We start from the raw sequence: 24,613 nt of genomic DNA on the forward strand, positions 1-24,613 counted from the left end.
CTTGCCGGAGCGCGCACCGCCGATGAGGAAGGTCAGTGTCTTGCGATCAGGCAAAGCTGTCGCGCAGGCTGGTCGCGGTGCCGGTGAAGCGGCCACGCACCACACCGACGACCGCGCCGAGCACCAGCCAGAACACCAGATTGGTCACGGTCACCGCCACCACGAACTGGTGATGCAGCCCTTCCGGAATCGCCGTCTCGTAACTGCCGGGCTGCGGCGCACCGACAATATGCGGCGCGACGATCAAAAGGACGGCAAGGATCGCCAGCGGCAGCGACTTGCGGAACGCGATCAGGCCGAGACCGGCGGCGGTCGCCGCCACCGTTGCCCACCACCAGATCTGGCGCTGGGTGAGATCGGCGGCCGGCATGGCCGGCAGTTCCGGCGGCAGGCCGAGGCCAGGCGCCAGCGTGAACACGGCGAAGCCGGCCAGGCCCCAGAACACGCCCTGGCGCCAGCCACCGATGCCGCCGGCGAATTCGGAGACCGCGACCAGGATCAAGGCGAAGCCGATGCCGGTGACAATGTTGGCAAGCACGCTGAAGGCGAAACGCTCGAAACCGTCTGCCGGCGCCCAGCCTTCGTCTGCCGGAGCGGCTTCCGCCGCCGGGGCAGCAGAGTTCATGGCATCTCCCGCCGGTGCAGTTGTGCTCATGGCATTGCTATCCGTTGCGGCCGGAGCGGCATGGTCATGGTGATGCCCGCCGCCCGCCTGTTCGTAGACTTCCGCCTTCAGGATCAGCGGCACGGTGGCATAGGCTTGCAGGCAGGCGAGGACGACGCCGGCCACGAGCCCTGCGATCGCCGCGATGAACACGACGTTGCGAAACAGGTTCATGATGTCAGCCCCTCGTCAGTGGCAGGGAAACGCCATCGAATGGCGATAGTCGTGAGCCGCATTGTGGACCGCATCGATATGCGAGAAGCCGACAAAGCCCATCACGAAAACGCCGAGCAGCGCGGCAAGAGCGAGCTGCATGAAGCGCGACTGCGAGGAGACGGAGGTGCCGAGGGAGACGGAAGCGGTAGTCATGTCTTGTCCTTTCGCCCTCCACCCGAGGGCATCGAAGTCAGTTTCCTGTCGCCGGCAGGTCTCCTGGCTCACGGATCAGCGTCCTTCCCCACCTTCCCGAAGAAAAAATCCTCAGTGGTGTATGGGGAGGACTACCGCACACAGTTGCGGGGGCAGCCACGGCATTGGGCGAAATTCGCCCTCACCGCATTCCCTCTTGGCTCCAAAATGGAACCGGCGACACCGATGATTATAGGCAGAATCCTCGCTTCCGGCAAACCAAATTCCGCCGGTGACCATTGCGAATGCGCCATGAAGGTCAAAGTGATTTCGGCAGATAGCGCCACGTCACAAAGCCGCAGACCGCCGCCAGCAGACCGAGCGTGACGAACACCGAGCCCAGGCCGAAGAAGGCCAGCGCCACTGAATAGACCAGCGGCGGCGTCAACTCGGAAAAGTCGAGATAGGTGCGGTAGACCGCTGCCATCTGAGATCTTTCATAGGAGCGCACCGAGCGCATGAAGGCGGTCGAGCCGAGGGCGTCGAGCGCAATGGTGAAGAAGGCACCGCAGAGCAGGAAGGTGCCGGTAAGCAGCGGCACGGTTTCGCCGACGAAGCCCGCCGCCAAAAGCGCGGCCGACATGGCGAAATAGGCGAATGTCATAGTCCCGCGGCCACCAAAGCGCTTTCCTGCCTTGCCCCAGAAAATCGCCATGAACAACAGCGCATTGCCGGCCGAAACCAGCAGGCCGCCGGCCAGCTTACCCTCACCTGTGATGACCATGAACAGCGGCCCATAGACGAAGAACGTCGTCCAGAAGCAGGAGCGGCCGAAGGCGATCAGCCAAGCCAGCCTGAGCCTGGGCTGCGCCACGAAGCGGCCGATATTGGCGAGCGGATTGACGGGGCGCGTCTTGCCCGGACGGATAGACTGGTTGTCGCCGAGGCGGTAGGTCCAGAACAGCGCCAGCAGGGCAAACGCGAACACCGCGACCGCACCATGCGCGGCATAGATGCCGAAGCGCGTGTAGAGGAGGATGCCGAGCGTCGGCCCACCGGTCCAGGCCAGCATCGACCACGCCATGCGCAGCGATTCGGCCTGCATGAAGTCGGTCTTGCGGATGTGGTCCATGATGTAGAGATTGAGCGTGATCGACAGCGCGCTGGCGCCCATCACCCGGCACAGCATGCCGGCCAGTTGCCCGGCAAGCGTGTCGGTGACGAAGAACAGCGAGCCGACGGCCAGCAGGCAGGCGCCTGATGTGTAGACCCAGCGCCGGGCAAAACGGCGGATCAGCATCGGCATGAACAATGTCACCGACAGGCCGAGCATCGCCACGACTGTGTAGAGCATCGACACGATCTGCTCGTTGTGCAGGATCTCGTAGGCCTGGATCGGGATGACGCTCGACACCGTGGCGCGGGCGAAGGATTCGACCGCATAGAGCGACGCGAAGGTGCGCGCGTCCGCGGCCTTGAGAGCCGGCAGCCAGATCGGATGGCGCACATGGGTGGACATTGCTTTCCCCGAAGCAGATTCACCGGGTCAAATCTGACGTGGCGATCCCAGCGCCAATAAGAGGAAACCGACGCGCATCCGGCAAAAGCGAAGCCGGCCAAAGGCTTCCCTGCACTGGCCCAATGCCGCGGCTGATCCGGGTTGTCGGCAGAGTTGCCGGTCTTCTTTTGTGCCGGGCAACCGTGATAGTCCTCCAGCGGGGCTGAATCAGAATGCGAGACCATGAGCATCCAAACGCCGACCGCACCCGTTCCGGATCGACCAAAGCGCATCGTCGCTATCGACATCGTGCGCGGCATCGCGCTGATCGCCATGGCGAGCTACCATTTCACCTGGGATCTGGAGTTCTTCGGCTACACCGATCCCGGCCTGACCGCCTTCGGCTGGTGGAAGATCTACGCGCGCGGCATCGCCTCGACCTTCCTGTTCCTGGTCGGCGTCAGCCTGTACCTCGCCCATGGCCGACAAATCCGCTGGAACGGCTTCTGGAAGCGATTCGCCATGGTCGCGGGAGCCGCGATCGCGATATCGGTCGTCACCCGGATCGCCACGCCGGATGGATTCATCTTCTTCGGCATCTTGCATGAGATCGCGCTGGCCAGCCTGCTCGGCCTCGCCTTCCTGCGCCTGCCGGCTTTGTTGACGCTGGTCGTCGCCGGGCTCGTCATCACGGCGCCTGTCTATCTGCGCCTCGAGGCGTTCGATCACCCATGGCTGTGGTGGGTAGGCCTGTTGGCGAACAATCCACGCTCCAACGACTACGTTCCGTTGTTTCCATGGTTCGGCGCCGTGCTTGCGGGCATCGCGATGACGAAACTCGCCACCGGTTCAGGCGTACTTGCCCGGCTTGCCGAATTGGCGCCCGGTCGCTGGGCCAACCCGCTGGTCTTTATCGGCCGGCACAGCCTGGCGTTCTACCTGATCCACCAGCCATTGCTGATCGGCTGCATGTGGCTGTTCTCGCAGATCATGCCGGCACAGGTCGAAACCCCGCAGGTGAATTTCCTCAAAACCTGCCAGCTGTCCTGCGAGCAGTCGCGCGACACCGAGTTCTGTACGAGCTACTGTGTCTGCATGCTCGATACGCTCGAGGGTGAGGCGACGCTTGATCGGCTCTACAACAACGACCAGACTGCGGAATGGAAGACGCATCTGTCCGATCTCGCCGGCATGTGTACCGCCAAGACCGACAGCAAGTTGATGGAGGAAGGGGTCAAATGACCGAGAACCAGCCGAAGCCGGGGCTCATACCGTGGCCGCCGCTGATCTACACCGCCGCCATCGCCATCAGCATCGCGCTGGGCCTGCTCTATCCCCTGCCCTGGATCGGTGACCTCCTGGGCGATATTCTTTTCGCCACCGGCTGGGTGGCGCTGTTTGCCGTCGCCGCGCTCTGGGTCACCGCGATCCGCGCCATGGTCCGCGCCAAGACCACGCTGAACCCGAACGCTGTGCCCGATCACCTGGTCACCACGGGTCCCTTCGGCATCACCCGCAATCCGATGTATCTGGCCAACACCCTGCTGTTGATCGGGGTCGCCTTTGTCTCGGGCATCGTGTGGTTCCTGCCGCTCGCATTCATCGCCGCCTATGCCACGCAAAAAATGGCGATCGAAGGCGAGGAAAAGGTGCTGGCGGCAAAATTCGGCAAGAAGTACCGCGACTACGCCAAACGCGTGCGCCGCTGGATCTGATCTGGCGCCCCTGGTTTCCATCGCGGAAAGTTTTTGACAGGTGCACACTTCGGCGATTAGCGAACTTCGTCATCCTAGGGCGAAGCAGGAGCGCAGCTCCGTCGCGGAGACCCTAGGATCCATGCCGTGACCTCGGTCGAGGAGTGCAGCGGAGCAAAGTTCTGCGCCGTCGCGGTGCATTGCAGTCATGGCATGGATCCTAGGGTCTGCGCCGCGTCGCTACGCTCCTTGCTCCGCCCTAGGATGACGAAGGAATAGACGTCTCCGCTAATTCCGAACGCTAACGCGCGACAGAATCCAGTCCGCTCAGGTATTCACGCCAAGCTCAACCAGCCGCTCCACACAAGATTCCTCGGCCTGGTCGAGTTCAGCCAGCGTCTCCTCGAGGTCGCGGCGCTTCTGCCGGAGATCCTCGCGCTTTTCCTCGATGCGCTTGATCATCAGGTTGAGCTGGCCGACTTCGCCGGGCGGCTCCTTGTACATCTGGATGATTTCGCGGATTTCGTTGATCGAGAAACCAAGCCTCTTGCCGCGCATGATCTGACGGATGAGGTGCCGGTCGGAGGGGCGAAACAGCCGCGTGCGGCCACGCCGCACCGGCTGCACCAGCCCTTCGTCCTCGTAAAAGCGCAGCGTCCGCGTCGACACGTCGAACTCGCGGGTCAACTCGGTGATCGAATAATATTCTCGCATTGCCACTCCCGCACGCCGAAACCAAGGGGCGATCGCCATGCCGGCGTCACCCTTATGTCCCGAACCAAAACCCGTGCCATGCCGGAATCGACATGGCGCCCCGCGCAAGCCTCGCACGGCATTTACGTAAAAGTCAATTAAGCCAAAAGGCGTGCCTTCAGGGCACACCGAACCACCAGGTGGCAATGCCGAGAAATGCAAAGAAGCCGACGACGTCGGTAACCGTGGTGACAAAAACTGCCGAAGCGACCGCCGGATCGATCTTGAAACGATCGAGCAGCAGCGGGATCAGGATGCCGGCCAGAGCGGCCACGAACATGTTGATGATCATCGCCGCCGCGATGATGCCGCCCAGATTGGGGTCACGGAACCAGGCTGCCGCAACGATGCCGATCAGGATGGCGAAGACGATGCCGTTGATGAAGCCGACACCCATCTCGCGGCGAATGATGCGGCCGGCATTGTAGATGTCGAGATCCCTGGTCGCCAACGCCCGGACGGTGACGGTCATGGTTTGCGAGCCGGCATTGCCGCCCATGCCGGCGACGATCGGCATCAGCACCGCCAGTGCGACGATATGTTCGATCGTGCGGTCGAACAGACTGATCACCGACGCCGCCAGGAACGCGGTCAGAAGGTTGATCAGCAACCACGGAACGCGTGAGCGCGAGGTCGAAAAGATGCTGTCGGAAAGCTCCTCGTCGCCGACGCCGCCCATGCGCATCAAGTCTTCTTCGGCCTCCTGCTGGATGACGTCGACAACATCGTCGATGGTCAGAACGCCAACCAGCCGTTCGTTCTCGTCGACGACTGCGGCCGACAAAAGATCGTACTGCTCGAATTCCCGTGCAGCCTCTTCCTGGTCCATGGTGGCCGGAATGGCGTGCCGCGTCTCGTGCATCACTTCCTCGACCTTGACCGAACGCTTGGTGCGCAGGATCTGGTCGAGGTCGATGGCGCCGAGCAGCTTGAAGCTCGGATCGATGACGAAGATCTGGCTGAAGCGCTCGGGCAGATTCTGGTCGTCGCGCATGTAGTCGATGGTCTGGCCGATCGTCCAGAACGGCGGCACCGCGACGAACTCGGTCTGCATGCGGCGGCCGGCCGTCTCTTCGGGATAGTCGAGCGAGCGGCGCAGTCTGATCCGCTCGGTGAACGGCAGCTGCGACAGGATCTCGTCCTGATCCTCCCTCTCGAGGTCTTCGAGAATGTAGACGGCGTCGTCGGAATCGAGCTCCTGTACCGCCTGCGCGATCTGCGCATTGGGCAGACTGTCGACGATCTCCATACGGATCGCCTCGTCGACCTCGGTCAGCGAGGAGAAGTCGAAATCGGCGCCCAGGAGCTCGACCAGCGCGTGGCGCTGTTCGGGATGCAGCGCCTCGAGCAGGTCGCCGAGTTCCGACTGGTGCAGGTCGTCGACTTCATGCTTGAGGGTCAGCGTGTCGCGGTCGGCGATCGCCGCGCCAATCCGCGCCAGGAAGGACGAAAGCACGGCGCCGTCCTCGCCATAGATGTCGGCGTGGTGCTCCTCGGCGGCCCTGGCGCCAATCGTCCGTTCGTGCTCGCCTTCCACCAGCGCCTCCCGCCACAAGAATCCCGGAAAAGGTGCAAATCAGGTCTAGAGCATCGGACCCAAAGGGGAAACCGGTTTTGGGAGAATCCGTCGCTCAAAAAGAAAGTGGCGTAAAGCGCGGGAATATCAAACGAAATGCGCCCGGCCCGCAGCGGGCGGAGCTTGCACAATCGGGATCTGGGAAGGAAAATGGTGCGGTCGAGAAGACTCGAACTTCCACGGGTTGCCCCACAGCGACCTCAACGCTGCGCGTCTACCAATTCCGCCACGACCGCACGTGGTAGAGCCGGAACCGACCGGCTCGCGGCGTGTAGCAAATCGTTTCCGGCGAAACAAGTGCACGGCAAGCAATAATGTCAGGCGATTGGCATAATGCTCCACAGGGTCCGAACGCAGCGCCGGAACTGGACGTTTGCGCCTGATATCGCCATATGGAAGGCAAGTTGATGTCACCCAAAGGTGCGAGGCGGTTTTGGGACGCGACATGCATAAGCGAAAAGACGATACGCCATGCCCGAACGCAGCCAGATCGCCACGTCGTTCCTGCCGCTCCCCTGTTCAGCACCGGTCGAATGGCTGATCGAGCCCGGCCTTACCGCCTATCCCGAAGCACTTGCCTTCATGGAGGCGCGCGCCGAGGCGATCCGCAGCGGCGCTGCCGGCGAAATGGTCTGGCTGGTCGAACACCCGCCGCTCTACACGGCCGGCACCAGCGCTCGCGGCGAGGATCTGATCGACGCCAGCCGCTTCCCGGTGTTTGCAGCCGGCCGCGGCGGCGAATACACCTATCATGGGCCGGGCCAGCGGGTCGCTTATGTCATGCTTGACCTGAAGCGGCGGCGCGAGGATGTCCGCGCCTTCGTCGCGGCGCTCGAACAGTGGATCATCGGCACGCTCGCCGCCTTCAACGTGCAGGGCGAACGCCGCGAGGACCGGGTCGGCGTCTGGGTGGTGCGGCCGGATCGCCCTGCCCTGCCGGACGGCTCGCTGGCGGAGGATAAGATCGCGGCCATAGGCATCCGGCTGCGGCGCTGGGTGAGTTTTCATGGCATCGCCATCAATGTCGAGCCCGACCTCGACCATTTCAGCGGCATCGTGCCTTGCGGCGTGCAGGACCACGGCGTCACCAGCCTCGTCGATCTCGGCCTTCCCCTGACCATGGCCGATCTTGACCTGGCGCTGAAATCCGCCTTCGAGGATGTGTTCGGTCCCGCCACGGTCTTGCCTGTCGAAGCCGAGCGCAAGGCCGGCTGATTCTTCCGGACCCGGTACGGCTCAAATCAGTTGGGCGGAGGCCCACAATACGCCATAGCCATGGATGGCGAACACTGCCAGCAACGCCGCCGCCATGGCGAGCCGGTCGATGGTGCGGATCGGCTTCAGCTCGTAACGCGGCTTGACCCCGCTGCTCATCGTCAGCAGGCTGAGGATCGAAAACACCGCTCCCGTCGCGAGCAGGAAGTTGGAGGAAAAGCCGGCCTGCCAACCGACAGCCAGGAAAGCCGAGAGGAGGAAGAAGGAAGCCAGCGCCAGCCCGACTGGTCCCGGACAGATCTGGCGCAGCACCTGGCCGCCGTCGAATTTCCACACCGGCACCAGATTGGCGATGTTGAACAGTGCGGCGAAGCCCGCCAGGGTCGCCAGCAGGGCCGCAGCCAGCCGGTGGCCTTCCGCGCCGGCAAAGGTGCTGGCAGCGATCACAACCGGCACCAGGAATGCGGAGAAGCCGGCGCCCATCAGCGCCACGAAGGCGACCTCGAAACGGCTGTCATAGGGCCGCCCGCCAATGGCGATGCCGCCGAGCAGCGGAATGAAGATCATCCGTGCCCGGTTGTGGCCCATAAGCCGGAACGCCGCCATATGGCCAAGCTCATGCAGGGCGACCACCGATGTGAGGATCGCGGCCAGTGCCAGGCCGCCGAAGTGAAGGCCGAAGAATGGCCACAGGATCAGCGCCGAAAGCCCGGCAAAGCCGACCTGGCTCAACGGATGCTCGAACCAACCGCCCTTGCGATACTCCCCGGTCCGCGCCCAGCGCTGCAGCTTGGAGAGTTCGCGGCGCAGGGCGAAATAGCGGAACACCAGGAAGGCGACGCCGCGATAGCGATCCGTCTGGCTGAGCGTCACCCGCGTGCTGGTGCCTTCGGAGACGAGTTCAGCGGTTTCGGAAAAGTCCTTCCAGAACGAAGCGTCGAGCGCGGTGTCCTCGATGACACGCATCGAGAAGCTGATACCTTCGACGACGTCATCAAACCGCGACCTGCGTTCGATCGGCTTGCCGTCGCGACCTTCCCACGACAGCGTCATGCGGGCCACGCCCTCGCCGTCCGGCGCCTCGGCGGAAAGGATCTCACCGGACCAGCCGGCATCGCTGCCGAGCGGCCACAGCGCCTGCCAGAGGCGCTGACGGTCCATCGCCACCAGACGGGTCAGACGGACCGTGCGCAAACCAAGCGGCACGGTCATCAACAGAAAGATCAGCCCGAGATTGCTGGCCACCAGAATGGCCGTGACGATGGGCGACACCTGGACATTGCTCCCTGTCTTGCCGAGGTACCCTAACGTTACGGCGGCAAGAAAAGCTTAACGGCGGAACGGCCGTCGACCGCATAGGACCCGCGGCGGCGAACGCCGCCAAATCACATGGCTCCGATCCAGATCGCCATGGAAACAAGGAACGTGCTCATGCAAACCAGTGAGATGACATCCTGAACCAGATCGGTCATAACTCTCTCCTGTTGTTGATATGTTCGCATTTTGTTCCAATTTTGTTTCAAAGTCAACGGGCACGATCCGCCCGCGCCCGGAATTCCGGGCGATCAAATCGGCAGGGTTAAGGAAAGGTTGATGGGCGAGCGACGGTGCCACGTGGGCTGACCGAAGCCTTATGCGATTAGCCATCGCATCGTCATCCTAGGGCGGAGCAAGGAGCGGAGCGACGCGCGCAGACCCTAGGATCCATGCCGTGACCCAGGGGCGATGCTACGGTGCAGAATTATCGCTCTGATAGAGGTCGCATATCCTCGACCCCTGCATTTGTCTCGAAAGTAACGGCATGGATCCTAGGGTCTACGCTCCGCTCCGCGGAGCTTCGCCCTAGGATGACGACATCAGAGACTAAAGCGGCACCACTTTGCCGTCGGCCAGCGTGACACGCCGGTCCATGCGCGATGCCAGTTCGTGATTGTGGGTGGCGATCAGCGCCGCGAGGCCCGATTGCTTGACCAGCGCCGCCAGCGCCTCGAACACATAGGACGCGGTGACCGGATCGAGATTGCCGGTCGGCTCGTCGGCCAGCAGCACCAGCGGCGCATTGGCGACCGCACGCGCGATGGCAACGCGCTGCTGTTCGCCGCCGGAAAGTTCGGACGGCCGGTGCGACGCGCGCTTGCCGATCTGCATGTAATCGAGCAGCTGCGCCGCGCGCTCGGCCGCGTCCTTGCGGCTGAGCCCCTTGATGAGCTGCGGCATCATGATGTTTTCCAGCGCCGAGAATTCCGGCAGCAGGTGATGGAACTGGTAGACGAAGCCGACATCGTTGCGGCGGATCGCCGTGCGCTCGTCATCGGAGAGCCGCCCGCAGGCACGGCCGGCCAGGATGACGTCGCCGGCGTCGGGACGCTCCAGCAAGCCGGCAGTGTGCAGCAGGGTCGACTTGCCGGTGCCCGACGGCGCCACCAGCGCCACCATCTCGCCGCGCTTCAGCGAGAAATCGGCACCGTTCAGGATGGTGAGCTTGCGCGGCCCCTGGACATAGTGCCGCTCGACGCTCTTCAGCTCGATAATGACCTCGGCCACTATTCGTACCTCAAGGCTTCGACCGGATCGAGGCGCGCGGCGCGCCATGCCGGAAACACCGTTGCCAGGAAGGACAGTCCGAGCGCCATCAGGACGACATAGGTCGTCTCGCGCGGATCCATCTTCGCCGGCAACTGGCTGAGGAAATAAAGCTCCGGATTGAACAGCACCTTGCCGGTCATCCATGAGAAGAACTGGCGGATGGATTCGATGTTGGTGCAGATCAGCACGCCGAGCAGCACACCGGCGAGCGTGCCGGTCACGCCGATCGCTGCCCCCGTCATCAGGAAGATGCGCAGGATGGCGCCGCGCGACGCCCCCATGGTGCGCAGGATGGCGATGTCGTGCCCCTTGTCCTTCACCAGCATGATCAGGCCGGAGATGATGTTCAGCGCCGCCACCAGCACGATCAGCGTCAGGATCATGAACATGACGTTGCGCTCGACCTGCAGCGCGGAGAAGAAGGTCTCGTTGCGCTGACGCCAATCGATCATGTCGATCGGCCGCTGCGCCGCCGCCTCCACCTTCGGTTTCAGCGCATCGACATCGTCTGGATTGTCGACATAGATCTCGATCGTTTGCGCCCGCCCGTCCATGTTGAAATAGAGCTGCGCTTCCGAGAACGGCATGTAGACGATGGAGGTGTCATATTCGGACATGCCGACTTCGAAGATCGCCGCGATCTTGTAGCCCTTCATGCGCGGCGTGGTGCCGATCGGCGTCACGTCGCCGTCGGGCGAAATCAAGGTGATGGTATCGCCAAGCGTCAGGCCGAGATTCTCGGCCATGCGCTTGCCGATGGCAACGCCCTCGCCGGAGTCGAAATCGGCGATCGAACCCTGCTTGATGTTGCTGGCAACGATGGCGATCTTGCTCAGATCCTCGCCGCGTATGCCGCGCACCAGCGCTCCGGTTCCGCCGCCGACATTGCCTTGCGCAAGCACCTGGCCATCAATCAGCGGGATGGCGTATTTAACGCCTGCTACACCGTTGATGCGGCTGGCGACCTGCGCATAGTCCTCCAGCGGCGAATCGAGCGGCTGCACGATCAGATGGCCGTTGACGCCGAGAATGCGCGTCAAAAGCTCCGCCCTGAAACCGTTCATCACCGCCATCACCACGATCAGCGTGGCGACGCCCAGCATGATGCCCAGAAACGAGATCGAGGCGATCACCGAGATCACCGTCTCCTTGCGCCGCGAACGCAGATAGCGCCAGGCGACCATGCGCTCGAAGATGGAAAAGGGTCCGGCGCCGACCGGTCTTGCCGCCACCGCCTCGTTCATGCGGCGACACCGAAACGCTTCTTCACGTCTGCGATCGGTAGCGTCTCGCGCTCGCCGGTCTTGCGATTCTTGATCTCGATCTCGCCGGCTGCGACACCACGCGGCCCGACGATCACTTGCCAGGGCAGGCCGATCAGGTCGGCGGTGGCGAACTTGCCGCCGGGCCTCTGGTCGGTGTCGTCGTAGAGCACGTCCTTGCCGGCGGCGACGAAAGCGGCATGCAATTCGTCGCAGACGCGGTCGCACTCGGCGTCGCCCGCTTTCATGTTGATCAGCCCGATGTCGAACGGAGCCACCGCCTCCGGCCAGATGATGCCGTTGTCGTCATGGCTGGCTTCGATGATCGCCGCGACCAGCCGCGACGGACCGATGCCGTAGGAGCCGCCGGAGACGAAATGATCCTTGCCGTCGGGCCCGGTCACCTTGGCGCCCATCGGCTTCGAATATTTGTCGCCGAAATGGAAGATGTGGCCTACCTCGATGCCGCGCGCCGAAACCTTGTCGCTCTCGCCGATCTTCTCCCACGCCGCCTCGTCGTGCATCTCGTCGGTGGCTGCGTAGGGTGTCGTCCAAGTCTTGACTATATCGCCGATCTCGGCGGCATTGGCGAAGTCAGTCTTCTCTCCGGGCACATCGAGCGAAAGATAGTCGCGGTGGCAATAGACCTGGCTCTCGCCGGTGTCGGCCAGGATGATGAATTCATGGCTGAGATCGCCGCCGATCGGCCCGGTGTCGGCCCGCATCGGTATCGCCTGCAGCCCCATGCGCGTAAAAGTCCGGAGATAGGACACGAACATCCTGTTGTAGGCCGCCCTGGCGCCCTCGAAGTCGAGGTCGAAGGAATAGGCGTCCTTCATCAGGAACTCGCGCGAACGCATGACGCCGAAGCGCGGCCGCACTTCGTCGCGGAACTTCCACTGGATGTGGTAGAGATTGAGCGGCAGGTCCTTGTAGGACTTCACATAGGCGCGGACGATCTCGGTGACCATTTCCTCATTGGTCGGGCCGTAGAGCATGTCGCGGTCCTGCCGGTCCTTGATGCGCAGCATCTCCTTGCCATAGTCGTCATAGCGGCCGCTTTCGCGCCACAGATCGGCCGACTGGATGGTCGGCATCAGGATTTCCAGCGCTCCGGCGCGATTCTGCTCCTCGCGGATGATGCGGCAGACCTTGTCCAGCACCCGCTTGCCGAGCGGCAGCCATGAGAAACTGCCCTGCCCCTGCTGGCGGATCATGCCGGCGCGCAGCATCAGCCGGTGCGAGACGATCTCGGCCTCGCGCGGGTTTTCTTTGAGGATCGGCAGGAAATAGCGCGACAAACGCATGGACAGGTCCGTGAGTGAGGAGGGCCGCGTCAGAATCGGCGCGACTTTGGCTTGCTTGACCCGGCTTCATAGCCATTTCAAGGCGGAATGGGAACCCGGACGCTTCGGCCCGAAAAGCGGCAATCGATTTTCAGAAAGCATGGGATAGCCGGGATCAGAAGCGTCGCACCGTCCTTCGCCCGCCCAGAAGACCCACGGCGCTGCAAGGCCTTCCGGTCACCGCGCGCGCCTTGATGATCGTTCGCCAAGCAACGCCTGCCACACTATTGTGCAGTGCAGCACGAGAATGCCCGTTTCAAGGCAAAATTCTTCGTGACATTTTCATTCGCCTTAGGCTAATGTACCTCTATAACCGAGAGGGTGGAAAAAAATCTGCTCTCCTACGCGGTCAAAGTCTTGGGAGGATGCGATCTAGGCGCGGTTACTCGCTGCCGCCGGAAACCGGAAACAGATCGGACGCGTTTAAATTGCAAGGCCTCGTGCCTTGCATTTTTTTTGTGCAATCATCTGCTTAGCGCAACGCGTTGCCAAACCACCTTACCCAGCGTCAGCGCTCGTCCGGCCGCAAAACGGCACGGCATTCCTGTCTGGAACCAAGCTGTTCCGACGGATGAAAACGTCTTTGCCGGACAAATCTTCTTGGGCCGGGGCCGGCTATTTGGCTGAGGTTTGGCTGAATTCCGGCACGATGTGCGGGATGTCGTTGAGGCTGTATCCAAGCCCATGCGTCAGGCCATAGAAAATGCCCATCAGGATCGCGGTGGCGATGGTGGTGCGGATCACGGCGCGCAGCATGTGAGGTCCGCGCGGCGCGCTCGGAACCGTGCCGAGCGTCACGTCACGATCGTCGTCCTGCGTCCTCACGCTGAACGGCAGCACAGCGAACAGCACCACCCACCAGGTCGCGAAAAACAGGGCGGTGAACGAAACCCAGCTCATGATTGCTCCAGTTCGATCAGCGTTCCGAAAAAATCCTTCGGGTGCAGGAACAGCACCGGCTTGCCGTGCGCGCCGATCTTCGGACTGCCGTCGCCCAGCACGCGGGCGCCGGCGGCCTTGAGCTGATCGCGCGCGGCCAGGATGTCGTCGACCTCATAGCAAAGGTGATGCATGCCGCCAGAGGGGTTCTTCTCCAGGAAGGCGGCGATCGGCGACCCCTCGCCCAAAGGCTCCAGAAGTTCGACCTTGGTGTTGCCGACATTGACGAACACCACCGTCACCCCATGCTCCGGCAGCGCCTGCGGCGCCGTCACTTCGGCACCCAGCGTGTTGCGATAGGCGGCGACGGCGGCCGCCAGATCCGGCACGGCAAGCGCGACATGGTTGAGACGTCCGAGCATTGGCACTCCCAAGTAGGGGAGTAGGGGAATACGGGAGTAGGGGAAAAGACAGATATGTCAGCTGTTTGCTCTTCCTACTCCCCTACTCCCGTACTCCCTTTCGTCATCTTGTGACGAATACAGTCACCAGCGGCTTCTTGCCCCAGGCTTCGTTGGCGGCGCCGCGCACGGCGCGCCGCACTGCTTCCTGCACCAAGTCGAGGTCTTTTCGGCGCTGACGGGGGATGGAGTCCACCGCGCCGATTGCCGCATCGATCATCAGATCTTCCAGCGACTCGCCACGGCCGTCGGCCTCGGCGACGCCGATGGCGACCAGGTCGGGGTCGCCGGCAAGCTCATATTTGTCGTCCAGGACGACATTGACCGCCACATGGCCGGCAAAGGACAGCTTGCGCCGGTCGCGGATGCCCATCGCCTGATCGGTGCCGATCAGTCTGCCATCCTTGTAGATACGGCCGAACGGCACCTGATCCATGATGGTGGCTGGGCCGGGAGCAAGCCTGAGCATGTCGCCGTCGCGCACCTGCGCCACCTGGCCGATGCCCGATGTCGACATCAGCGAGCCCTGCGCCACCAGATGTGCCGCCTCGCCATGCACGGGAACGCCGATCTGCGGGCGCACCCATTTATACATCTTGCGCAATTCGCTGCGCCGCGGATGGCCGGAGACATGCACCAGTGCATCGCCGTCCTCTATGATCTTGACGCCGAGGTCGATGAGGCGGTTCTTGATCTCGAGAATCGCCTTCTCGTTGCCGGGAATGGTACGCGAGGAAAACACCACCGTGTCGCCCGCCGTCAGTGACACCGACTTCATCTCTTCGCGCGACAGCTTGGCCAGTGCGGCCAGCGGCTCGCCCTGGCTGCCGGTGCAGATGATGACCAGGTTCTCGCGCGGGATGAAACCAAAATCCTCCTCGGCGATGAACTCCGGCAGACCGTCCATGTAGCCGAGTTCGCCGGCCACATCGATGACCCGCTTCAGCGAACGGCCAAGCACCAGGCACTGGCGTCCGGCATCGCGCGCCGCTTTGGCAATCGAGACGATGCGTCCGACATTGGAGGAGAATGTGGTGACGGCGACACGGCCCTTGGCAGCCTGGATGACGCCCTTGAGGCCCTCGCCCACAGCCACTTCCGAAGGCGACTCACCTTCGCGCAGCGCATTGGTCGAATCGCAGATCAGCGCCAGAACGCCCTTGTCGCCATAGGCGCGGAAACGCGCCTCGTCGGTCTTCGGCCCGATCGTCGGCTCCGGATCGATCTTCCAGTCACCGGTATGGATGACGGTGCCTGCCGGCGAGGTAATGGCCAGCGACATCGGCTCGGGAATCGAGTGCGCGACCGGAATGGCTTCGATCTCGAACGGGCCGACGGTGAATTTCTCGCCCGCCCGGTAGATCGTCACCGGTATTTTCGGCGCGCCCTGCTCGCCTTGCCGCTTGGCCTCCAGCAGGCCGGCGCTGAACGGCGTCATCCAGACCGGCGCCTTCAGCTTCGGCCATGTGTCGAGCAGCGCGCCATAATGGTCTTCATGCGCATGCGTGATGATGATGCCGCGCAGATTGGCGAGGTTCTCCTCGATGAAGCGCGTGTCGGGCAGCACAAGGTCGACGCCCGGCAGGCTGGCATCGGGGAAGGTCACCCCGACATCGATGACGATCCATTCGCGCGCATTGGGCGGCCCGTAGCCGTAAAGAGCGAAGTTCATGCCGATCTCGCCGACGCCGCCGAGCGGCACGAAGACGAGTTCGGCGTTTTCCGCTTTCGCCATGATTTTTCCCTTCCTGGCCCTCAGGCCAAGCCTAAAAAGCAATTCCGGGAAAAGTGTGTAACGGTTTTCCCACCGGAGTTGCGCAAAAACAAACAGTTAGAACCGTTCATGAACGGCCCTATGCCCTGGCCGAAGCGACCGCGCCGAAATGCACATCGCCGGCGGCGATCGTCCGAACCGAACCTTTATCGTCGCGGATCACGAAACGGCAGTCCTCGTCAATGGTCTCAAACACCCCACGCACCACATTACCGTCAATTCTGACAGCAACTTCGCCGCCGAGCCCCGCAGCACGATCAAGCCAGCGTCGCCTGACGGCGGCAAGTCCGCGCCCCTCGTCCCACAATCGGGCATTCTCGCTCCATGCATCCGACAGCGCCAGGAACAGCGTTTCCGCATCGCATGCCGCGCCCAGCGCGCTGAGTGATGTTGCGGGATAGGGCAAATCCTCGGGGTATGCCACCACATTGACGCCGATGCCGACCGCCACCGCGAAACGGCCGCCTTCCAGGATTGCCGATTCCAGCAGGATGCCGGCCAGCTTGGCGCCGGAGGCGAGCACGTCGTTCGGCCATTTCAGTTCGAAACGGTTCTTTCCTTCGCTGCCGCCGTCGAGGCCGATAGCGATCCGGCCCTTCGGCACCACGGCGTCGAGCGCATCGGCCAGCGCCAGTCCGGCGACGAAGCCCAGCGTCGCGGCAAGGCGAAGCTCCGCCTTGGTGATGACGAGCAGCGTCGCCGCGAGGTTGCCTTCGGGGGTCGCCCAGACGCGGCCGCGCCGGCCACGCCCGCTTTCCTGCTTCTTGGAAACGACCCACAATCTGCCGGGGTCGCCTGCCCTTGCGTGGTCCAGTGCCAGCCCATTGGTGGAGCCGACGCTCTCATGCGCCTCGAGCCGGAACCCTTCCGACGCCGAGGTTGGAGCCAGCCGAAATGCCATGCCGACTAGAAAAACGTCTTGGCGGCGGCTTCGGCATAGGTGCCGATCGGCCCGCCGATCAGCACGTAGAACAGCACGAAGGCGCCGGAGACGCCGAGCACGACACGCAATTCCGTCGCCATCGGCACGAAGCCGCCGACCGGTTCGTCGAACCACATGATCTTGATGATGCGCAGGTAGTAATAGGCGCCCACCACCGAGGCCAGCACGCCGATGATCGCCAGCGCATAGAGATTGGCGTTGATGGCGGCGAGGAAGACGTACCATTTCCCCCAGAAGCCGGCGAGCGGCGGAATGCCGGCCAGGGAGAACATCAGGATGGTCAGGATCGTCGCCATGATAGGATTGGTCGACGACAGGCCGGCCAGGTCGCTGATCTGCTCGACATTGCCTTCCTTGCGCCGCATGGCGAGGATGAAGGCGAAGGTGCCGAGCGTCATCACCAGATAGATCAGCATGTAGATGGCAACGCCGCGCACGCCGGCCTGGCTGTTGGCGGCAAGGCCGACCAGCGCGTAGCCCATATGGCCGATCGAGGAATAGGCCATAAGCCGCTTGATGTTGGTCTGGCCGATTGCCGCGAAGGAGCCGAGCGCCATCGAGGCGATCGAGATGAAGACGATGATCTGCTGCCAGTCTGCGGCGATCGGCTTGAACGCACCCATGGTGACGCGCACCATAAGCGCCATCGCCGCCATCTTGGGTGCTGCCGCCAAAAAGGCCGTCACCGGTGTCGGCGCGCCCTCATAGACATCTGGCGTCCACATGTGGAACGGCACCGCCGAGATTTTGAAGGCCAGACCGGCCAGCACGAAGACGAGGCCGAAAACGAGGCCAAGCTGGCGCTCGCCGCTGCCGAGCGCAGAAGCGATCTCCTGGAAGCCGGTGTTGCCGGTGTAGCCGTAGACCAGGCTGATGCCATAGAGCAGCATGCCCGAGGACAGCGCGCCGAGGACGAAATATTTGAGGCCAGCCTCAGTCGAACGCAGATTGTCGCGGTTGATCGCGCACAGCACGTAGATCGCCAGCGATTGCAGTTCGAGGCCGAGATAGAGGCCGATCATGCCATTGGCGGAGATCATCAGCATCATGCCGAGCGTGCACAGCAGGATCAGCACCGGATATTCGAACTTGTCGAAGCGTTCAGCCTTGGCAAAGCGCATCGACATCACCAGCGTCACCGCCGAGCCGACCAGCGCCAGCACCTTCATGAAGCGGGCGAAGGAATCCTGGATGAAGGCATTGCCGTAAGCGCTGCCCTGCCCGGTCCGGAAGATCAGCCAGGCGCCTGCGATCGCCAGCACGGCCACCGCAAGGCCGGTTACCGTGTTGGCCGTGTTGGCGCGCGAATAGGCTCCGACCATCAGCAGCGCCAGCGCGCCGACGGCAAGGATCAGCTCTGGCGTCGAGAGCGACAGGCTGGAGAGAAGGTCCGGCGTCATGGTTCGCAAAACCTCTGGTCAGTTCGCCGCCGCGGTCTGCGCGGCGCCGATGGATGCAGTGACATTGGTGACGAGCGACTTGACCGATTCGGCCGTCGCGTCGAAGACCGGGGCGGGATAGACGCCGAAGAAGATGACCAGAACGACCAGCGGGTAGATGATCACCTTCTCGCGCAGCGACAGGTCGAGCAGGCCCTTCAGGCTGTCCTTGGTCAGCGCACCGAAGATCACCCGGCGGTAGAGCCAGAGCGCGTAGGCGGCCGACAGGATGACGCCGGTGGCGGCGAAGAACGCCACCCAGGTGTTGACCCGGAACACGCCGAGCATGGTCAGGAACTCGCCGACGAAGCCGCTGGTACCGGGCAGGCCGACATTGGCCATGGTGAAGATCAGGAACACCGTGGCGTATTTCGGCATGTTGTTGACCAGGCCGCCATAGGCCGCGATCTCACGTGTGTGCATGCGGTCGTAGATGACGCCGACGCACAGGAACAGCGCGCCGGAGACGAGGCCGTGGCTGAGCATCTGGAAGATCGCGCCCTGCACGCCTTCCTGGTTCATGGCGAAGATGCCCATGGTGACGAAGCCCATATGAGCAACCGACGAATAGGCGATCAGCTTCTTCATGTCCTCCTGCATCAGCGCCACCAGCGAGGTGTAGATGATGGCGACGACGGACAGCGCGAAGACCAGCGGCGCGAACATTTCCGACGCCAGCGGGAACATCGGCAAGGAGAAGCGCAGGAAACCGTACCCGCCCATCTTCAACAGGATGCCGGCCAGGATGACGGAGCCCGCCGTCGGCGCCTCGACGTGCGCGTCGGGCAGCCAGGTGTGCACCGGCCACATCGGCATCTTCACCGCGAAGGAGGCGAAGAAAGCAAGCCATAGCCATGTCTGCATGTTGGCCGGGAAGTTGTGGGTCAGCAGCGTCGGGATGTCGGTTGTGCCGGACTGGAAGAACATCGCCATGATGGCGAGCAGCATCAGCACCGAGCCGGCGAGCGTGTAGAGGAAGAACTTGAACGAGGCGTAGACGCGCCGCTTGCCGCCCCAGACGCCGATGATGATGAACATCGGGATCAGGCCGGCTTCGAAGAAGACGTAGAACAGCACGATGTCCAGCGCGCAGAACACGCCGATCATCAGCGTTTCGAGCAGCAGGAAGGCGATCATGTAGGCCTTCACGCGCTTCTCGATCGATTCCCACGACGCCAGGATGCAGAGCGGCATCAGGAACGTCGTCAAGATGACGAACAGCATCGAGATGCCGTCGACGCCCATATGGTAGGAAATGCCGGAGTCGAGCCAGGCGACCTTCTCGACGAACTGGAAGCCGGACTGCGAATTGTCGAATCCGGTCCAGATGAACAGCGAGATGATGAACGTGAAAATCGTCGTCAACAGCGCGATGGCGCGGATGTTGCGGCGTGCATTTTCGCTGTCGTCATTGATGAACAGGATAAGCAGCACACCAACCAGCGGCAGGAAGGTGACCAGCGAGAGGATTGGCCAGGCGGTCATCAGAGCATCATCCAGGTGACGAGTGCGGCAACGCCGATCAGCATGGCGAAGGCGTAGTGGTAGAGATAGCCGGTCTGCAGCTTGACGATGCGGTCGGTGACATCGACGACGCGCGCCGAAATGCCATCCGGGCCGAGGCCGTCGATGATGGTGCCGTCGCCGGTCTTCCACAGGAAATGGCCGAGGCGCTTGGCCGGACGCACGAACAGGAAGTCGTAGAGCTCGTCGAAATACCACTTGTTGAGCAGGAAGGCGTAGAGCCCGCGATGCTGCGCGGCCAGGTTGACCGGCATTTCCGGCGAGCGGATGTAGAATTTCCAGGCCAGCGCGAAGCCGCTCAGCATGGCGATGAAGGGCGACAGTTCGACCCACAGCGGCAATTCGTGGATGTCGTGCAGGATGTGATTGTCAGGCAGTGTGAACAGCGATGCCTTCCAGAACTCGGCATAGCCCTCGCCGATGAAGGCGCCGTGGAAGATGACGCCGGCAAACAGCGCGCCCGCGGCCAGGATGAACAACGGCACCAGCATCACCGGCGGCGATTCATGGACATGGTGCATCACCTCATGGCTCGCCCGCGGCTTGCCGTGGAAGGTCATGAAGATCAGCCGCCAGGAGTAGAAGGAGGTGAAGCAGGCGGCGATGACCAAAAGCACGAAGGCCATGCCGGCAACCGAATTGTGGCCGGCAAAGGCGCTCTCGATGATGGCGTCCTTGGAGAAGAAGCCGGCGGTGCCGATGACCGTCACCGGAATGCCGACGCCGGTCAGCGCCAGCGTGCCGATCACCATCATCCAGTAGGTGGTCGGGATCAGTTTCCTGAGGCCGCCCATCTTGCGCATATCCTGCTCGTCGGACACGGCATGGATGACCGAGCCCGAGCCGAGGAACAGCAGCGCCTTGAAGAAGGCATGCGTGAACAGGTGGAAGATCGCCGCGCCATAGGCGCCGACGCCGAGTGCCACAAACATGTAGCCGAGCTGCGAGCAGGTCGAATAGGCGATGACGCGCTTGATGTCGTTCTGGACGAGACCGACGGTGGCCGCGAAGAAGGCCGTGAAGGCACCGATGAAGGTCACCACGGTCAGCGCCGAATGCGACAGTTCGAACAGCGGAGACAGCCGTGCCAGCATGAACACGCCGGCCGTCACCATGGTGGCGGCATGGATCAGCGCGGAAACCGGTGTCGGGCCTTCCATGGCATCCGGCAGCCAGGTGTGCAGCGGCACTTGCGCCGACTTGCCCATGGCGCCCATGAACAGGAGCAGGCAGACGATCGTCATGGCCGCCTGCTTGTCCAGCGCATAGCCGAGGAAGGTCAGCACCGCGGCGCCGTGCGGGGCGCCTTCGGCCGGAATGAACGTTGCCGCATTGGCGAAGATGGTGCCGAGATTGACCGAGCCGAACAGCACGAACAGGCCGAAAATGCCGAGCGCGAAGCCGAAATCGCCGACGCGGTTGACGACGAAGGCCTTGATTGCCGCGGCATTGGCCGACGGCTTCTTGTACCAGAAGCCGATCAGCAGATAGGAGGCGAGGCCCACCCCTTCCCAGCCGAAGAACATCTGCACCAGATTGTCTGATGTCACCAGCATCAGCATGGCGAAGGTGAACAGCGACAGATAGGCGAAGAAGCGCGGCCGGTTCGGATCGTGGTGCATGTAGCCGATCGAATAGATGTGAACCAGCGCCGACACGGTGTTGACCACCACCAGCATCACCACCGTCAGCGTGTCGATCCTGAGCGCCCAGGCCGCTTCCAGCCCACCCGATTGGATCCAGCGCATCACCGGCACGGTGAACACCTCGCCATGGCCGAAACCGACGGTGAAGAAAGCGACCCACGACAGCACCGCCGCGATCACCAGGAAACCGGAGGTGATGTATTCGGACGCCTTGGCGCCGAGCGACGTGCCGAACAGGCCGACGATCAGGAAGCCGAGCAGGGGAAGGAAGACGATGGCCTGATACATGGTGGTTCCGTCAACCCTTCATCATGTTCACGTCTTCGACCGCGATCGAGCCGCGGTTGCGGAAGAAGACGACGAGAATGGCAAGCCCGATGGCGGCCTCAGCCGCCGCGACCGTCAGCACGAACAGCGCGAACACCTGGCCGACCAGATCGCCGAGTGCTGCCGAAAAGGCGACGAAATTGATGTTGACCGCCAGCAGGATCAGCTCGACCGACATCAGGATGACGATGACGTTCTTGCGGTTCAGGAAGATGCCGAACACGCCGAGCGTGAACAGAACAGCCGATACGGTCAGATAATGCGCGATGCCGACAACCATCTCAGAGTCCCTCGCCTGTCTTGACCTTGCGGATTTCCATACCGGTCGCCGGCGTGCGGCCGACCTGGGCTGCGATCGACTGCCGCTTGACGCCTGGTTTATGGCGCAGCGTCAGCACAATGGCGCCGATCATGGCGACCAGCAGCACGAGGCCCGAAATCTGGAAATAGTAGAGGTAGTCGGTATAGAGGATGTCGCCGAGTGCGGCCGTGTTTGTTCGCGTGGCGAGATCCGGAATGGGCTTGGAGACCGTCGAGGCGAGCTGCGGCGCGAAAGTGTAGCCGCCGAGCACGACGATCAGCTCCGCCGCCAGGATCAGCCCGACCAGCGCGCCGATCGGCGCATATTGCAGAGCGCCTTCCTTCATCTCGGCGAAATCGACGTCGAGCATCATGACGACGAACAGGAACAGCACCATCACCGCGCCGACATAGACGACGAGCAGGATCATCGCCAGGAACTCGGCCCCGGTCAGCATGAACAGGCCGGCGGCGTTGAAAAAGGTCAGGATCAGGAACAGCACCGAATGCACGGGGTTGCGCGACGAAATGACCATGAACGCCGACGCCACCGCGACAAAGGCGAAGAGGTAGAAAAAGGCCGCCTCTAGTCCACTCAACATTGGGGATCCCCCGGGTTCCTGTACGAACAGGACGCTCGTCCTGTTTGTTGTCTCTGGCCTGGTTCCGCCTCCGGTTCCAAAGCCGCGTTGTCCTAGCCCATGTTCCGATCGGGTTGAAAGGCCCGATCGAAAGAAACATGGGCCACTCTGTATTCCGGAGCATGATCTGGTCCGAAAAGTCCGCAACTTTTCGGGATCATCCTCTGGACGAGGCCCCTGCCCCGCCCATGCGTCAAATATCAGCGGTAGGGCGAGTCCAGCGAGATGTTGCGCGCCAGTTCGCGCTCCCACCGGTCGCCATTCGCCAACAGCTTGTCCTTGTCATAGTAGAGTTCCTCGCGCGTCTCCGTCGCGAATTCGAAATTCGGCCCCTCGACGATGGCGTCGACCGGGCAGGCTTCCTGGCAGAAGCCGCAATAGATGCACTTCACCATGTCGATGTCGTAGCGAACCGTGCGGCGCGTGCCGTCATTGCGGCGCGGGCCGGCCTCGATGGTGATGGCCTGCGCCGGGCAGATTGCCTCGCACAGCTTGCAGGCGATGCAGCGTTCCTCGCCATTGGGATAGCGGCGCAGCGCATGCTCGCCGCGGAAGCGCGGACTAGTCGGCCCCTTCTCGTGCGGATAGTTGATCGTCTCCTTCGGCGCGAAGAACTGGCGCATCGACAGGAAGAAGGCGCTGACGAAATCCTGCAGCAGCAGCGATTTGGCGGCTTGGGAAAGAGCGGACATCACGCAAACCCCGTGATCTTGAGGAAGGCGGCGGTGGCGACCACCATGAACAGCGAGATCGGCAGGAACACTTTCCAGCCAAGCCGCATCAATTGGTCGTAGCGGTAGCGCGGCACGAAGGCCTTCACCATGGAGATGCCGAAGAACACGAAGCAGACTTTCAACACGAACCAGATGACGCCCGGCACCCAGGTGAACGGCGCGAAGTCGAACGGAGGAAGCCAGCCGCCGAGGAACAGGATGGTGGCCAGCGCGCACATCAGCACGATGGCGACATACTCGCCGAGGAAGAACAAAAGGAACGGCGTCGACGAATATTCGACCATGTGGCCGGCGACCAGTTCCGATTCGGCTTCCACCAGATCGAAGGGCGGCCGGTTCGTCTCGGCCAGCGCCGAGATGAAGAAGATGATGAACATCGGGAACAGCGCCAGCCAGTTCCAGTCGAGGAAGGTGTTGGGCAGGCCAAGCCGCGTACCAATTCCATCATGCTGCGACAGCACGATATCGGTGAGGTTGAGCGAGCCGGCGGTGAGCAGAACGGTGACGATGACGAAGCCGATCGAGACCTCGTAGGACACCATCTGAGCGGCCGAACGCAGCGCGCCGAGGAACGGATATTTCGAGTTGGAGGCCCAGCCGCCCATGATCACGCCATAGACCTCGAGCGAGGAGATGGCGAAAACATAGAGGATGCCGACATTGACGTTGGCGATCGCCCAGCCCTGATCGACCGGGATGACCGCCCAGGCCGAGATCGCCAGCACGGCCGACACCAGCGGCGCCAAAAGGAACACGCCCTTGTTGGCGCCTGACGGGATGACCGGTTCCTTGAAGACGAACTTCAGCAGATCGGCGAAGGCCTGCAGCGTACCCCAGGGGCCTACGACGTTCGGGCCACGGCGCAATTGCACGGCCGCCCAGATCTTGCGGTCGGCGTAGAGGATGTAAGCAACGAAAATCAGCAGGATAACGATCAGCACGACCGATTTCAGCAGAATGATCAGCGCCGGCAGCACGTAGAAGGAGAAGAAAGTGTCCATGC

Annotated in this window: 23 protein-coding genes, 1 tRNA gene and 1 riboswitch; of the genes, 3 read left to right on the top strand and 21 right to left on the bottom strand. The window is 62.6% G+C overall.

Features of this window, described 5'->3' with window-relative positions:
• Positions 1-46: 46 nt before the first annotated feature.
• The 3 genes from EOB59_RS19220 to EOB59_RS19230 all read right to left on the bottom strand — a co-directional run bounded on the left by EOB59_RS19220 (position 47) and on the right by EOB59_RS19230 (position 2,531).
• Positions 47-838, bottom strand: coding sequence for a CbtA family protein (locus EOB59_RS19220; RefSeq protein ID WP_128289015.1), 792 nt, complete (start codon positions 836-838; stop codon positions 47-49).
• A 15-nt stretch (positions 839-853) separates the two neighbouring features.
• Positions 854-1,033 (bottom strand): CbtB domain-containing protein, encoded by a 180-nt coding sequence (locus tag EOB59_RS19225; protein ID WP_127267996.1) that lies wholly within the window; start codon positions 1,031-1,033, stop codon positions 854-856.
• Positions 1,034-1,068: 35 nt separating this feature from the next.
• A riboswitch (cobalamin riboswitch) is annotated at positions 1,069-1,266 on the bottom strand.
• 65 nt (positions 1,267-1,331) lie between these two features.
• On the bottom strand, positions 1,332-2,531 hold the full coding sequence (locus EOB59_RS19230) for an MFS transporter (protein ID WP_128289016.1): 1,200 nt from the start codon (positions 2,529-2,531) through the stop codon (positions 1,332-1,334).
• 222 nt (positions 2,532-2,753) lie between these two features.
• Here EOB59_RS19230 and EOB59_RS19235 point away from each other — a divergent pair, with 222 nt between their 5' ends.
• Positions 2,754-3,752, top strand: coding sequence for a DUF1624 domain-containing protein (locus EOB59_RS19235; RefSeq protein WP_127810136.1), 999 nt, complete (start codon positions 2,754-2,756; stop codon positions 3,750-3,752).
• On the top strand, positions 3,749-4,225 hold the full coding sequence (locus tag EOB59_RS19240) for an isoprenylcysteine carboxylmethyltransferase family protein (protein ID WP_128289017.1): 477 nt from the start codon (positions 3,749-3,751) through the stop codon (positions 4,223-4,225). Before EOB59_RS19235 ends, EOB59_RS19240 begins: the two co-directional genes overlap by 4 nt.
• 306 nt (positions 4,226-4,531) lie before the next feature.
• On the opposite strand, the gene EOB59_RS19245 is transcribed toward EOB59_RS19240, so the two are convergent.
• The 3 genes from EOB59_RS19245 to EOB59_RS19255 form a co-directional block, all read right to left on the bottom strand.
• A complete protein-coding gene (locus EOB59_RS19245) occupies positions 4,532-4,918 on the bottom strand; it encodes a MerR family DNA-binding transcriptional regulator (protein ID WP_023685221.1) in 387 nt (128 codons plus the stop codon).
• A 157-nt stretch (positions 4,919-5,075) separates the two neighbouring features.
• The gene (gene mgtE, locus EOB59_RS19250; protein WP_128289018.1) at positions 5,076-6,494 is read right to left on the bottom strand and encodes a magnesium transporter; all 1,419 of its coding nucleotides are present in this window, start codon (positions 6,492-6,494) and stop codon (positions 5,076-5,078) included.
• A 190-nt stretch (positions 6,495-6,684) separates the two neighbouring features.
• Positions 6,685-6,769: transfer RNA gene (locus EOB59_RS19255), tRNA-Leu, on the bottom strand.
• 235 nt (positions 6,770-7,004) lie between these two features.
• Between EOB59_RS19255 and lipB the strand changes: the two genes are divergently transcribed.
• On the top strand, positions 7,005-7,748 hold the full coding sequence (gene lipB / locus EOB59_RS19260; protein ID WP_128289019.1) for a lipoyl(octanoyl) transferase LipB: 744 nt from the start codon (positions 7,005-7,007) through the stop codon (positions 7,746-7,748).
• Positions 7,749-7,769: 21 nt separating this feature from the next.
• Here the strand turns inward: lipB and EOB59_RS19265 are convergent, their stop codons facing one another.
• From EOB59_RS19265 to nuoH, 15 genes are all read right to left on the bottom strand, one after another.
• Positions 7,770-9,020: a site-2 protease family protein gene (locus EOB59_RS19265; protein WP_128289020.1), complete on the bottom strand. Its 1,251-nt coding sequence runs from the start codon at positions 9,018-9,020 to the stop codon at positions 7,770-7,772.
• Between the two features lie 591 nt (positions 9,021-9,611).
• Complete coding sequence (locus EOB59_RS19270; protein ID WP_174800360.1) at positions 9,612-10,295, bottom strand: ABC transporter ATP-binding protein; 684 nt, start codon at positions 10,293-10,295, stop codon at positions 9,612-9,614.
• Positions 10,292-11,578: a lipoprotein-releasing ABC transporter permease subunit gene (locus tag EOB59_RS19275; protein WP_128289021.1), complete on the bottom strand. Its 1,287-nt coding sequence runs from the start codon at positions 11,576-11,578 to the stop codon at positions 10,292-10,294. The genes EOB59_RS19270 and EOB59_RS19275 overlap by 4 nt, the downstream gene beginning before the upstream one ends.
• Entirely contained in the window at positions 11,575-12,903 is a 1,329-nt protein-coding gene (gene proS / locus EOB59_RS19280) for a proline--tRNA ligase (RefSeq protein WP_128289022.1), read from the bottom strand. Before proS ends, EOB59_RS19275 begins: the two co-directional genes overlap by 4 nt.
• 654 nt (positions 12,904-13,557) lie before the next feature.
• On the bottom strand, positions 13,558-13,842 hold the full coding sequence (locus EOB59_RS19285; RefSeq protein ID WP_127810083.1) for a DUF1467 family protein: 285 nt from the start codon (positions 13,840-13,842) through the stop codon (positions 13,558-13,560).
• Positions 13,839-14,243, bottom strand: a complete 405-nt coding sequence (gene mce / locus EOB59_RS19290) for a methylmalonyl-CoA epimerase (protein WP_128289023.1) — start codon at positions 14,241-14,243, stop codon at positions 13,839-13,841. The genes EOB59_RS19285 and mce overlap by 4 nt, the downstream gene beginning before the upstream one ends.
• A gap of 103 nt (positions 14,244-14,346) precedes the next feature.
• A complete protein-coding gene (locus EOB59_RS19295; RefSeq protein ID WP_127810081.1) occupies positions 14,347-16,017 on the bottom strand; it encodes a ribonuclease J in 1,671 nt (556 codons plus the stop codon).
• A 118-nt stretch (positions 16,018-16,135) separates the two neighbouring features.
• Positions 16,136-16,957, bottom strand: coding sequence for a biotin--[acetyl-CoA-carboxylase] ligase (locus EOB59_RS19300; RefSeq protein ID WP_127810080.1), 822 nt, complete (start codon positions 16,955-16,957; stop codon positions 16,136-16,138).
• 5 nt (positions 16,958-16,962) lie between these two features.
• A complete protein-coding gene (gene nuoN / locus EOB59_RS19305; RefSeq protein WP_127810079.1) occupies positions 16,963-18,399 on the bottom strand; it encodes an NADH-quinone oxidoreductase subunit NuoN in 1,437 nt (478 codons plus the stop codon).
• Positions 18,400-18,417: 18 nt separating this feature from the next.
• The gene (locus tag EOB59_RS19310) at positions 18,418-19,923 is read right to left on the bottom strand and encodes an NADH-quinone oxidoreductase subunit M (RefSeq protein WP_127320599.1); all 1,506 of its coding nucleotides are present in this window, start codon (positions 19,921-19,923) and stop codon (positions 18,418-18,420) included.
• The gene (gene nuoL / locus EOB59_RS19315; protein WP_128289024.1) at positions 19,923-21,896 is read right to left on the bottom strand and encodes an NADH-quinone oxidoreductase subunit L; all 1,974 of its coding nucleotides are present in this window, start codon (positions 21,894-21,896) and stop codon (positions 19,923-19,925) included. The genes EOB59_RS19310 and nuoL overlap by 1 nt, the downstream gene beginning before the upstream one ends.
• A gap of 10 nt (positions 21,897-21,906) precedes the next feature.
• Complete coding sequence (gene nuoK, locus EOB59_RS19320) at positions 21,907-22,215, bottom strand: NADH-quinone oxidoreductase subunit NuoK (RefSeq protein ID WP_010910101.1); 309 nt, start codon at positions 22,213-22,215, stop codon at positions 21,907-21,909.
• Position 22,216: 1 nt separating this feature from the next.
• Positions 22,217-22,837, bottom strand: coding sequence for an NADH-quinone oxidoreductase subunit J (locus EOB59_RS19325; protein WP_127267204.1), 621 nt, complete (start codon positions 22,835-22,837; stop codon positions 22,217-22,219).
• A 239-nt stretch (positions 22,838-23,076) separates the two neighbouring features.
• Positions 23,077-23,568: an NADH-quinone oxidoreductase subunit NuoI gene (nuoI, locus tag EOB59_RS19330; protein ID WP_023812382.1), complete on the bottom strand. Its 492-nt coding sequence runs from the start codon at positions 23,566-23,568 to the stop codon at positions 23,077-23,079.
• Complete coding sequence (gene nuoH / locus EOB59_RS19335) at positions 23,568-24,611, bottom strand: NADH-quinone oxidoreductase subunit NuoH (protein ID WP_127398567.1); 1,044 nt, start codon at positions 24,609-24,611, stop codon at positions 23,568-23,570. The genes nuoI and nuoH overlap by 1 nt, the downstream gene beginning before the upstream one ends.
• Positions 24,612-24,613: the final 2 nt, after the last annotated feature.

The sequence above is a fragment of the Mesorhizobium sp. M7A.F.Ca.MR.176.00.0.0 genome (genome assembly GCF_004023165.1).
Lineage (GTDB): Bacteria > Pseudomonadota > Alphaproteobacteria > Rhizobiales > Rhizobiaceae > Mesorhizobium.